The organism is Streptomyces sediminimaris (assembly GCF_047049295.1).
GTDB classification, from domain to species: domain Bacteria; phylum Actinomycetota; class Actinomycetes; order Streptomycetales; family Streptomycetaceae; genus Streptomyces; species Streptomyces sediminimaris.
Window position 1 is genome coordinate 918,348 of the sequence record NZ_JBJWOT010000001.1, and the last position, 11,628, is coordinate 929,975.

Consider the following 11,628-nt stretch of genomic DNA (forward strand, 5'->3'; position numbering starts at 1 on the left):
ACCGCCCTTCCGCGGCCGGGCGGGCTTCGCCGGGCAAGGGCCGGCGAAGCCCGCCGGGCACGCGCCGCCACCGCGGCGCATCACGGAGGGCGGCGGGTGCGCGGCGCCTACCGGAACGCGGCGGCGTGGCGGTGCGCCCAGTCGGCGAACGTGGCCGGCTCGCGGCCGAGCAGCCGCTCGGCGTCGGGGCTGACGCGCCGCTCGGCCGGGGTCGGCGAGCCGAGGATGTCGAGGGTCGTGTCGGCCACGGGCTCGGGCATGAAGCGCGTCATCAGGGCGCGGGCCTCGGCGCGGCTCAGCTCCTCGAGGCGGACGGGTTCGCCCAGGGCGTCGCCGATCTCCCGGGCCGCCCGGCGGGGCGTGACGAGGGCGGGACCGGTGAGGTCGTAGATCCGCCCGGTGTGGCCGTCCCGGCGCAGGGTCGCGGCGGCGGCGTCGGCGACGTCGGCCGGGTCGATCATGGGCAGACCGACGTCGGCGAAGGGCGCGGCGACGACGCGCCGGGTGCGGACGGACTCGGCCCAGGCGTAGGCGTTGGAGTGGAAGCCGCCGGGGCGCAGGATCGTCCAGTCCAGGCCCGACTGCCGCACGGCGTCCTCGATGGCGCGAACCGTGCCTCCGTGGGAGGCGGACTCGGGCCGGGTCGCCGCCCCCTGGGAGGAGAGCAGCACGACGCGGGTGATGCCGCCGGCCTTCGCGAGGCCGAGGATGGCGTGCGGGTCGAGCAGAAGGGCGCTGGGTCCGCCGTTCTGGAGGAACAGCGCGTCCGCGCCGTCGAAAGCGGGGCGGAGGGTCTCCGGCTCGGTCAGGTCCGCCCGGTGATGGCGCGTTCCCCGCGGCACGTCGGCGGCCGAGACGCCGCGGGAGGTCGCGGTCACCCGCTCGCCGGCTGCCGCGAGCGTCCGCACGAGCGATCGGCCCACGTTGCCGGTCGCCCCCGTCACTACGATCATGAAGAACTCCCCTGTCTCGGCGTGCTGTCGTCGGTACCCCAAGGGGGCGGAGAGCGCCGCGAGGACCTGCCGTCCGGGCGCCTCGTGGACGCTAACACCGCCGGTATAGTAGGTACCTACAGGAAAGTGGCTATCCCGAGGGGGAGCGTGTGTCCGACACAGGGGCCCGGTCGACGGCCACCGGGGCCGATCCGGAAGTCGCCTGCCCGATCAGTCCGGTCGTGGACATCGTCTTCAGCCGGTGGACGACACCCATCCTGTGGAGTCTCCACACCTACGGCCGGCAGCGCTTCGTCGAGCTGGAGCGGCGCATCGCGAGGATCACGCCGAAGGTGCTCACCCAGCGGCTGAGGCAGCTGGAGCGGGACGGTCTCGTCGTGCGCACGTATCACCCGGAGGTGCCTCCCCGGGTCGAGTACGAGATCAGCGAACTCGGCCGCAGCCTCGCTCCGCTGTTCGCGCAGCTCTCGGAGTGGGCCACCGAGAACCTCGACAGGGTCGAGCGGGCCCGGCGGGAGTACGACGCCGACCCGGCGTGATCGCATGTCCGTGATCGCGCGTCCGTGCATGATCGCGTGTTCGTGGACCGCGACACGTCGGATATGCCCAGTTCTGTCATTCTCTGTACCCGGGTGCGCCGGGAGTGGCACGGTGTCATCCAGGCCGGTCGAGCGCGGGGAGGACCGGACGACCGCGAGGAGAGGGAGACGGGCATGGACGCCACACCTGAGACCTACGGCGACCGCTGGAACGGGCCCGGCGGTCACGCCTGGGTCGAGTTGCAGCCGGTGCTGGACGGAATGTTCCGCCGTCTCGAGGCCCTGCTCGTCGATGCCGTGTCCGCCGAACGGCCCGGCCGCGTGCTCGACGTCGGCTGCGGCACCGGCGGCGTCACGCTGGCCGTCGCCGGGCGGCTCGGCCCCGCGGGCAGCTGCGTCGGCGTCGACATCTCCGAGCCGCTGGTCACGGCCGCCCGCGAGCGCGCCGAACGGGAGGGCACGCCGGCGTCGTTCATCCGCGCCGACGCACAGGACCACCCCTTCGAACCCGCCGTCTTCGACGCCGTCGTCTCACGATTCGGCGTCATGTTCTTCAGCGACCCCGTCCGGGCCTTCGCCAACCTCCGGCGGGCCGCGACGGACGACGCCCGGCTGCGGCTCGTCGCCTGGCGCGGCTCCGAGGAGAATCCGTTCATGACGACGGCCGAACGCGCCGCCGCGCCGCTGCTGCCGGACCTTCCGCCCCGCAGCCCCGGCGGGCCGGGCCAGTTCGCCTTCGCGGACGCCGACCGGGTCCACCGCATCCTGGCGGAGAGCGGCTGGTCCGGGATCGGCATCCGGCCCGCCGACGTGGAGTGCGTCCTGCCCGAGGCGGCGCTGGAACGCTACTTCACCCGGCTGGGCCCGCTGAGCCAGGTCATGGGCGAACTGGACGGACCGACGCGCCGCCGGGTCGTCGAGAAGGTCCGCGCCGCCTTCGACACCTTCGTACAGGGCCCGGACATCCGGTTCACCGCGGCCTGCTGGGTCATCGACGCCCGGGCCTCGTCCGCGCTCGCCGGCAGGTGAGCGGCGCAGGCGCGTCCGGCCGCCGAGCGGGCTCCGGCCTCGAAATCTTTCGTTGATCCAGGCACCCTTCCCCCGGCGCGGGCGCCTGGCGCATAGTGAGGACTCCGCTGTCCGGGGTGAGGAACAAGATGACGCGCAAGAAGGCTCTGATCGTTCGCGGCGGATGGGAGGGGCACCGGCCGGTCGAGGCGACGGAGATGTTCCTGCCCTTCCTCGACAAGAGCGGCTTCACGGTGCGGATCGAGGAGTCGACGGAGGTGTACGCCGACGCCGACGAGATGGCCGGCACGGACCTCGTGGTGCAGTGCGTCTCGATGAGCGAGATCACCGGCGCGCAGGTGTCGGGGCTGGCCTCGGCGGTCGCGGCCGGCACGGGCCTCACCGGCTGGCACGGCGGCATCGTCGACTCCTTCCGCGCCTCCTCCGACTATCTCCACCTGGTGGGCGGGCAGTTCGCGACCCATCCGGGCAAGGAACCGTGCGAGCGGCGGGGCGAGGGTGAGGACTACTTCCTGCCGTACGTCGTCAGCATCACCGAACTGGGCCGTGAGCACCCCGTCACCGCGGGCATCGGGGACTTCGAGCTGTGCACCGAGCAGTACTGGGTGCTGCACGACGACCTGATCGAGGTTCTGGCCACCACCACCCACCCGGCCCGGCCGTGGCAGCCGTGGCACCGGCCCGTCACCGTTCCCGCGATCTGGACCCGCCGGTGGGGCGCCGGCCGGATCGTGGTGACGACCCCGGGGCACAGCCTGGACGTCCTGGCGGACCCGAGCGTCCGCACGGTCATCGAGAGGGGCATGCTGTGGGCGACGCGCACCGCATCGGCGTCGTAGGGCTCGGCGTCATCTCCCGGGCGTACCTGGACACCCTCGCCGGGCATCCCGGCGTGCGCGTCACCGCGGTCGCCGATCTCGACGCCGGCCGGTCGGCCTCCGTCGCCGCCGGGCTGCCCGGCGCGCGGGCGCTCACCGTGGAGGAGTTGCTGAGCAGCCCGGACGTGGACACGGTGCTGAACCTCACGATCCCGGCGGCCCATGCCGGGATCGCCCTCGGCGCCGTGACCCGCGGCAAGCACGTGTACGGGGAGAAACCGCTGGCCACCACGGTCGACGACGCCCGTGCCGTCCTCTCGGCGGCCGCGGCGGCGGGCGTCGGTGTGGGGTGCGCGCCGGACACCGTCCTGGGCACCGGGATCCAGACGGCGCGGGCGGCCGTGGAGGCGGGGACCATCGGGCGTCCGCAGTTCGCCACGGCCGTGATGGTCACACCCGGACACGAGCGCTGGCATCCCCAGCCCGACTTCTACTACGCCCCCGGCGGCGGCCCCCTGCTCGACATGGGGCCGTACTACCTCGCGTCCCTGGTCCACCTGCTGGGTCCGGTGCGTTCCGTGACCGGGGCGTCCAGCAGGCTGCGCACCGAGCGCGTCATCGGTTCCGGGCCGCGCGCGGGCGAGCGGATACCGGTGGAGGTGGACAGTCACGTCTCCGGTGTGCTGGAGCACGCGGGCGGAGCCCTGACGACGATCACGACGAGCTTCGACGGCGCGGCCACCACCGCCGCGCCGATCGAGGTCCACGGTGACGCGGGGACGCTCTCGGTGCCGGACCCGAACCACTTCGACGGCGAGGTACGGCTCTTCGCGCTCGGCGGCACCGGGTGGCGCACGCTCCCGCCGTCGGCCGGGTACGCCGAGGGCGCACGAGGTGTCGGCCTGCTCGACTTCGTCACCGCCGACGGGCTGCGGGCGCCGCGGGCGAGCGGTGATCTCGCCCTGCACGTGCTGGAGGCGATGACCGCCCTGCTGCGCTCGTCGGCCGAGGGGCGACGGATCGAGCTGACGACGACGGCACCGCGGCCCGCCGCCGTCCCGCTCACGCCCGCCGGGAGGTGGCGGGCTCGGGCCCGCCCCGCACCACGCTGAGCAGCACGACGCGACGAACCCCCGCACCACGGCCGGCCCCGCCCTCTCCGTCCTCCCCCGCCCCGCTCACCACCACCGGAAAGGCACTCACGCGGCTTCAGCGGCCACGTCCCTTCCGTCCGCCCCGGCGGGCGCCGCCGCCTCGGCGGCGGTGGGCTTGCGGACGAGGAGCAGCGCCGCGTCGTCGTCGAGCCGCCCGCCCACGTGCTCCAGCAGTTCGCCGTGGAGCGCGTCGAGGGTGCGGTCCGGGTCGTGGCAGACGTGGCGGGCCAGTCCCTCGTCGAGCGGGTAGAACGCGCGGCCGCCGTCCCGGGCCTCGGTGACCCCGTCCGTGTACAGCAGCAGCTGGTCCCCGTCGGTGAAGGGCAGCACCTGGAGGCCGGGGGCGTGATCGGTGAGGCCGCGCAGCCCGAGGGGCGGGGCCGGCTGCGGGGGCTCCACGGCCTCCACGTCTCCGGACGCGCGCACCAGCAGCGGTGGCGCGTGCCCGCAGTTGACCATCTCCAGGCGCCCCTCACCAGGGTGACCGGCGATCACGGCGGTGACGAAGTCGTCGCTGCCGAGGTTGCGCGCGAGGCTGCGCTCGATCCGGTCCACGACGGCGAGGAGATCGGGCTCGTCCCAGGCGGCCTCGCGGAAGACGCCGAGGACCAGCGCGGCGGTGCCCACGGCGGGCAGCCCCTTGCCGCGCACGTCACCGACGATCAGCCGGACCCCGTACGGCGTGGGGATCAGCGCGTACAGGTCACCGCCGATCCGGGCCTCGGCCGCCGCCGCGCTGTAGCGGACGGCCACCTGGAAGGGGCCGACGGTCGCCGGTACGGGCTTGAGCAGTGCGTGCTGGGCCGTCTCCGCCACCGAGCGCACGGCGGCGAGCACCCGTTCGCGGCCGGCCCGCAGCCCGCTGGCCAGGGCGCTCGCCAGGGTGACCGCCACCAGGGCGGACAGCACGGCCACCAGCTCCCTGCGCGGATAGCCGTCCCAGGCGCCGAGGGACGCGCCCAGCGCCACGGCGAGCAGCCCGACGCACAGGACACCACGCGGCCCGTTGGTGGTCGCGGCCAGCGCGGGCCCGGCGGCCAGCAGCGGCAGCCAGTACATTCCCGCTCCGCCCGCCAGATCGGCGAGCACGACCACGGTGACGACCAGCGCGGGCAGGACGGGCGCCGTCGACGTCAGCTGCGCGAGGGCACGTCTGCGGGCCGAGGCCCCGCGACCGGCGGCTCGGTATCCGTGCGCCCCTGTGGGCCGACGGCCGTCGTCGGGCTGGCGGACCTGGCTCATGTGCTCTTCGCTGTCCTGTTCCGTGTAGGGCGCACAAGGGCTGGGGGCGCGGCGGCGGAATGTCTGTTTCCCCCAGGAAACGGCCTCGCCCCGGGCCCCACAAGAAGAGGATTTTCAGATAGTGAGCGACAGCGCCCGGGTCAGGCGCCCCGCGGCCGGGATCAGCCGGTCCCGGATCCCCGGCACCCGGGCGAGCCGCTGCACCGGCAGCGAGACGCCGAGGGAGCCGAGTGTCTCCCCGCTGCGGACGGGCACGGCGACGCAGACGGTGCCCAGGCTGTACTCCTCCAGGTCCGTGACGGCCGGTGCCTCGGACGAGGAGTCCAGCCGCCGCAGGAGTTCGGGCAGGCTGGTGACCGTCCGCGGGGTGAGGTCGGCCAGGGGGTGGCGGGAGAGATAGTCCATGCGGGCCTCCTCGTCCAGCTCCCGGAGCACGGACTTGCCGAGGGCGGTGGCGTGGCCGGCGTCCTCGAAACCCACCCAGAGGTCGACGCGGGGCGCCCGGGGGCTGTCGACGATCTCGGCGACACGGATCTCGCCGTCCTCGTAGAACGTGAGGTAGGCGGCGCTCGCGAGTTCGTCCCGCAGCGCGGCCAGCGCGGGGCGGACCCGGCTGAGCAGCGTCTGACCGCGGCCCGTGGCCCGCAGCGTCTGTATCCGGTCCCCGAGGACGAACCCGCCGTCACCGAGCTTGCGCAGGTATCCGTCGTGGACCAGGGTCCGCAGCAGATGGTAGGCCGTGGCCAGGGGCAGGCCCGTCTCACGTGCCAGCTGTTTCGCCGGCGCGCCGTTCTCGTGCGCGCTCACCGCCTCCAGCAGCCGGAAGGCCCGCTGGACCGACGTGATCAGCGTGGGGCCGTCGTGCGCACCCATGTCTCAAGCGTGCGGCAGGCGCACGGAGGGGTCAACGTGAGACGGACGGATCGAGGGGCTGGACCTGGGGGACGGACCTGGGAACGCCCACTTCGAGCAGCACGTGTCCGGCGTACGAGCCCGAGGCCCGCCGCCGTGACGGCGAGCAGTCCGCACAGCAGGGGCAGGCCCCGGAGAGGTGGCCGGTACGGTCCACGGCGAGTGAGGTGAAGACGTCGCGTGTCCGCCTGCCGTGGTCGAAGGTGCGGGCCCGGGCGCCCCTCAGTCCACGGGCCAGGTGTGCGCGGGCGCGTTCAGGTGCATGTAGTCCATGTACGTCGTGGTCATCCGCCGCAGGGCCTCCCGGCGGTCGCAGCCGGCGGAGTCCTGCAGGTGATGGACGGTCTCGGCCTGCCACAGGGCGCCGTTGCGGGCGGTGACGCAGCGCTGCTCGACGATGCCCAGCAGGGGTTCGCGCCAGGCCGCGTCCATGCCGGCGAGTTCCAGGCCCCGGTGGGCCAGGGGCAGCAGGCGCCGCAGCACGAGCTCGGTGACCGGCACTTCGCCGCTGCCGGGCCAGTAGAGCCGGGCGTCGATGCCGTCGCGGGCCGCGGCGTGCAGGTTCTCCTCGGCGACGGCGAACGACATCCGCGTCCACACCGGCCGGTCGTCGTCGACCAGGGCGCGCGTCAGGCCGTAGTAGAAGGCGCCGTTGGCGATGATGTCGGCGACGGTGGGGCCGGCGGGCAGCACCCGGTTCTCGATGCGCAGGTGCGGTCCGCTGCCGGTGACGGCGTAGACGGGCCGGTTCCAGCGGTAGATCGTGCCGTTGTGCAGGGTGAGTTCGCCCAGCTCCGGAACGCCGCCGGCGTCGAGGGCGCGCTGCGGGTCCTCGTCGTCGCACAGCGGCAGCAGCGCCGGGAAGTAGCGCACGTTCTCCTCGAAGAGGTCGAAGACACTGGTGATCCACCGCTCCCCGAACCACACGCGGGGCCGTACGCCCTGGGCCTTGATCTCCTGCGGGCGGGTGTCGGTGGCCTGCTCGAAGAGGGGGACGCGGGTCTCGCGCCACAGCTCCCTGCCGAAGAGGAAGGGGGAGTTGGCGGCCAGGGCGGTCTGGACGCCCGCGACGGCCTGGGCCGCGTTCCAGTAGTCCGCGAACTCCTTCGGCTCGACCTGGAGATGGAACTGGGTGCTGGTGCAGGCGGCCTCCGGGGTGATGGCATCGGCGTACATCGACAGCCGCTCCACGCCGTCCACCCGGATACGCAGGTCCTCGCCGCGTGCCGCGAAGATCTGCTCGTTGAGCAGCCGGTAGCGCGGATCGCCGGACAGGGCGGCCTCCCCCACGTCCTCCTCGCCCAGGGTCGGCAGGATGCCGATCATGATCAAGTGCGTGCCCAGCGCCGCCGCGCGCTCCTCGGCGTGGTTGAGGGCGTCGCGGATCGCCTGCTCCCACGCTCCGGGGCCGCCCGCGGTCAGCTGCCGCGGCGGAATGTCGATCTCCAGGTTGAAGCGGCCCAGCTCGCTCGACCAGGCGGGGTCGGCGATCGCCTGGAGGACCTCGGCGTTCCGCATCGCCGGCCGCCCGTCGCCGTCGACCAGGTTGAGCTCGATCTCCAGCCCGACCCGCGGACGCTCGCTCTCGAATCCCGACTCGCGCAGCATCCGCGCCAGCACGTCCAGGCAGGTGTGCATCTTCTCCCGGTACCGGCGGCGGTCCTCCCGCGTGAACACCAGGGCGGGTACGTCACGTCCCATGGGCCCTCCCGAGTCCCCTCGGCGGACACCTCCGGTCCCAGAGTCGCACGTCGTACGGTTCCCGCACAGTCGGCGCCCCACCGTGCCGACGCCGCCCCGGCCGGTCCGCCACGGCGTTCACGGCCGCCGTGCCGGGCGCGTGCTCACAGCCCTCCGTGACCGAGCCGCTCACCGATCGCGGTGAGCCAGTGGCCGACCGGGCCGAGGGTGAGCAACCCGCTGCCCGCTCCCGCGAGCTCGCCCGCGGCCGGGGCCAGGCGGGTGTGCAGCCGGGCCAGCACCGGGCGGTCGTCCAGTTCCAGCGCGAGTGCCGCCTGGAGGCAGCACAGTGCCTCGTAGAGCAGGTCGGCCGGTGGTTCCGGCGCGGCGCGCAGCAGCTCCGCGGCCTCCTTCGGGTCGCCCTCGCGCAGCGGGACGAAGGGCTCGATCCACGGGCGGTACGGGCCCCAGTCGTCGTCCGGGTCGACGTGCGCGGCGGCCTGCCGGGCGCAGGCGCGGCCGTCCGCCAGGCGCAGACAGAGCCGGGTCAGCGGCACCAGACCGTGCTCCAGGCCCGGCATGCCGCAGCCCCGCAGCCGCACCGCGGCGGCCTCGTAGGCGTCCTCGGCCTCGGGCGTCCGCCCGGCGGCGGCGAGGCGCAGTGCGCCGTACCACCGGGTGAAGACGCCCACCAGGGGCCGCTCGTGGCGCTCGGCCAGCCGGTCCGCGGCGGCGGCGTGGCCGTCCGCCGCCGCGAAGTCGCCGAGCGCGCCGCGGGCCTGCAGGCGGATCAGCCGGCCGAGCACCTCGAAGTCCTCCAGGCCGTGGCGTGCGGCCAGGCCGACCAGTCGCGCGCCGAGGGCGTCGCGCCGCGCCGCGAGCCCGGCGCGGGTGCAGGACTGCATGAACGCGCCGTTGAGGGCGAACGCCAGCAGGGTGGGGTCGTCCAGCCGGCGGGCCAGGTCCTGCGCCTCACGCGCGGCCCGCGGACCGCGCGGGGAACGGGTGCCGCGCATCTCCAGGGCGACGGTGGCCAGCAGCCTGCCGCGCGCCGCCGTGTGGGTGCCGTCCTCCGGCAGCGCGGCCAGGGTGCGCTCGGCGGCCGCGACGATCCGCCGGGCCTGCTCGGGGTCGTCGCTGCGGGTCCAGATCGCGGGGACGTCGTAGGCGCCGATCACCCGTGCGGTCAGGGCCGGGTCGCCGAACTCCTCGGCCGCGGTGACGGCCGCGAGGCGGTGCTCCTGGGCCGCCCGCAGGCCGCCGCCCCCGGTCACCGCGAGGTTGCGGACCAGCTGGACGGTGGACTCCAGCCGTGCTCTGGCGTCCGCCGCGACCGTACGGTCGTAGTCCGTGGCCACCCGGGTCCACAGCCGGGCCGCGGCCGTGGGAGGTGCGGCCGGGACGGTGAGGCCCGGGTCCTGCGTGAGGATGTCCCTCTCCAGGCGCCGCAGCCCCGGCCCGGGGTCCACGCCCAGCTGCTCGGCCAGCATGGTCCGGGCGCGGCGCAGCACGGCGAGCGCGTCCGCCTGGCGGCCGGTGCGGTACAGCCCGAGGGCCAGCAGCCGCCAGCCCTCCTCCCGCCAGGGGTGCTCGGCCACGTGGGCGTGCAGGTCGGGTACCGCCTCGGCCGCCTGCCCCAGCTCCAGCCGGGTCCTGGCCCGGCGCTCCACCGCGCCGAGGCGCAGCTCGGCCAGCCGGGAACGCTCGCCGCGGGCCCAGTCCTCGTCGGCGAACTCGGCGTAGGCGGGGCCGCGCCACAACTCCAGCGCGGCGTCGAGCCGCTGGAGCGCCCGCGCGGGCGGCAGCCCGGCCGCGTCGGTGAGGGCCGCCTCGAACCGCCACGCGTCGACGCCGTTGGGCGCGGCGCGCAGGGCGTATCCGGGGCCCTCGGTCACCAGCAGCCGGGCCGGTGCGCGGGCCGGGCGCTGCGGCTCCAGGGCGCGGCGCAGGTCGGCGACGAAGGTCCGCACGGCCCCGGCGGAGCCCGCCCCGGGCTCGTCCCACAGGTCCGTGACGAGGCGGGCGACCGGGACCACCCGCCGGCGCGCCACGAGCAGCCGGGCCAGCACCGCCCGGTGCCGTGGGCCCTTCAGCGGCAGCGGGCCACCGGCGCCGTCCCAGGCCGCCACCGGTCCGAGCACACCGAAGGTGACCGGTTCCATCCTCACCTCCCGTGCCCGCTCCACCGCCACAGTACGTGCTGACCGGATGCTGATCCGCGCGCGGGACGCTCGTCGTGTCCGCAGACCTGCGGACACCCTCAGCACCGACGAAAGCAGCGACCGTGACCTCCAGCCAGCACACCGTGCCGTCCAGCGGGCGGACCGAGACCTGCGCCGGGCCGGCCGTGCCGCCCGCCCGGCACACCGCGGCCCCCACCCTCCCCGGCTTCGAGCACCATCGCGTCCAGGTCGCCGACGGCGTCGCCCTCCACACCGCCGTCGGGGGCTCGGGCAGCCCGATCGTGCTCCTGCACGGCTTCCCGCAGACGCACCTGATGTGGCGGCACGTCGCCGCCGACCTCGCGGCCGACCACACCGTGATCTGCCCCGACCTGCGCGGCTACGGCGCCAGCGACAAGCCCGCCGACACCGACGGCACGGCCTACAGCAAGCGCACCATGGCCGCCGACGTGGTGCGGCTGGCCCGCGCGCTCGGCCACGAGCGGTTCGCGCTGGCCGGGCACGACCGCGGGGCCCTGGTCGCCTTCCGGGCCGGGGTCGACCACCCGGCCGCCGTCACCCACCTGGCCTGCCTGGACGTGCTGCCGACGCTGGACATGTGGCAGGTGATGCGCGGCGCGGACGCGGCCGTGGGGTTCCACCTCTACCTGATGGCCCAGCCGCCGGGTCTGCCCGAGCGGATGATCGCCGCCGATCCGGACCTCTTCTTCGGCCACTTCCTGGATCTGTGGGCCCGTGACCCCGGGGCGATTCCGGACGGCGTCCGCACCGCGTACCTGGACGCCTGCCGGGCTGCGGTGCCGTCGATCGTGGCCGACTACCGGGCCTCCGCCGGCCCCGACCTGGAGCACGACCGGGCCGACCGGGAGGCGGGCAGGGTGCTGGGGATGCCGGTGACGGTGCTCCAGCAGGACTGGGGCGCGGCCCTCGGCTTCGACGCCCGTGACCTGTGGTCCGGCTGGGCGCCGCGACTGGTCCACCGCACCGTCGGCTTCGGCCACTTCATGGCCGAGGAGGCCCCCGAGCGGGTCGCCGGGGAGCTCAGGCACCTGCTCGCCCGCTGAGCCCGCCGCGGCACCGGCGCGAAAAACGTTGCAGGCGCAGCCGGGGTAGACTGA

The 11,628-nt window shown here is 74.9% G+C and carries 10 protein-coding genes; 5 read left to right on the forward strand and 5 right to left on the reverse strand.

Annotated elements, in window-relative coordinates; all coding sequences use genetic code 11:
- Positions 1-107: 107 nt before the first annotated feature.
- On the reverse strand, positions 108-953 hold the full coding sequence (locus tag ACJ9NR_RS04290) for an SDR family oxidoreductase (protein WP_412489687.1): 846 nt from the start codon (positions 951-953) through the stop codon (positions 108-110).
- A gap of 149 nt (positions 954-1,102) precedes the next feature.
- Between ACJ9NR_RS04290 and ACJ9NR_RS04295 the strand changes: the two genes are divergently transcribed.
- The 4 genes from ACJ9NR_RS04295 (at position 1,103) to ACJ9NR_RS04310 (ending at position 4,451) form a co-directional block, all read left to right on the forward strand.
- On the forward strand, positions 1,103-1,492 hold the full coding sequence (locus ACJ9NR_RS04295; RefSeq protein WP_412489686.1) for a winged helix-turn-helix transcriptional regulator: 390 nt from the start codon (positions 1,103-1,105) through the stop codon (positions 1,490-1,492).
- Positions 1,493-1,666: 174 nt separating this feature from the next.
- Complete coding sequence (locus tag ACJ9NR_RS04300; protein WP_412489685.1) at positions 1,667-2,521, forward strand: class I SAM-dependent methyltransferase; 855 nt, start codon at positions 1,667-1,669, stop codon at positions 2,519-2,521.
- 128 nt (positions 2,522-2,649) lie between these two features.
- Entirely contained in the window at positions 2,650-3,360 is a 711-nt protein-coding gene (locus ACJ9NR_RS04305) for a ThuA domain-containing protein (RefSeq protein WP_412489684.1), read from the forward strand.
- Complete coding sequence (locus tag ACJ9NR_RS04310; RefSeq protein ID WP_412489683.1) at positions 3,330-4,451, forward strand: Gfo/Idh/MocA family protein; 1,122 nt, start codon at positions 3,330-3,332, stop codon at positions 4,449-4,451. The genes ACJ9NR_RS04305 and ACJ9NR_RS04310 overlap by 31 nt, the downstream gene beginning before the upstream one ends.
- An 87-nt stretch (positions 4,452-4,538) precedes the next feature.
- Here ACJ9NR_RS04310 and ACJ9NR_RS04315 read toward each other — a convergent pair whose 3' ends face one another.
- From ACJ9NR_RS04315 to ACJ9NR_RS04330, 4 genes are all read right to left on the reverse strand, one after another.
- Positions 4,539-5,735, reverse strand: coding sequence for a PP2C family protein-serine/threonine phosphatase (locus tag ACJ9NR_RS04315; protein WP_412489682.1), 1,197 nt, complete (start codon positions 5,733-5,735; stop codon positions 4,539-4,541).
- Positions 5,736-5,849: 114 nt separating this feature from the next.
- A complete protein-coding gene (locus tag ACJ9NR_RS04320; protein ID WP_412489681.1) occupies positions 5,850-6,608 on the reverse strand; it encodes an IclR family transcriptional regulator in 759 nt (252 codons plus the stop codon).
- A gap of 261 nt (positions 6,609-6,869) precedes the next feature.
- A complete protein-coding gene (locus tag ACJ9NR_RS04325; protein WP_412489680.1) occupies positions 6,870-8,348 on the reverse strand; it encodes a glutamate-cysteine ligase family protein in 1,479 nt (492 codons plus the stop codon).
- A gap of 143 nt (positions 8,349-8,491) precedes the next feature.
- Positions 8,492-10,489: an AfsR/SARP family transcriptional regulator gene (locus ACJ9NR_RS04330; RefSeq protein WP_412489679.1), complete on the reverse strand. Its 1,998-nt coding sequence runs from the start codon at positions 10,487-10,489 to the stop codon at positions 8,492-8,494.
- A gap of 185 nt (positions 10,490-10,674) precedes the next feature.
- Between ACJ9NR_RS04330 and ACJ9NR_RS04335 the strand changes: the two genes are divergently transcribed.
- Complete coding sequence (locus tag ACJ9NR_RS04335) at positions 10,675-11,574, forward strand: alpha/beta hydrolase (protein ID WP_412490515.1); 900 nt, start codon at positions 10,675-10,677, stop codon at positions 11,572-11,574.
- Positions 11,575-11,628: the final 54 nt, after the last annotated feature.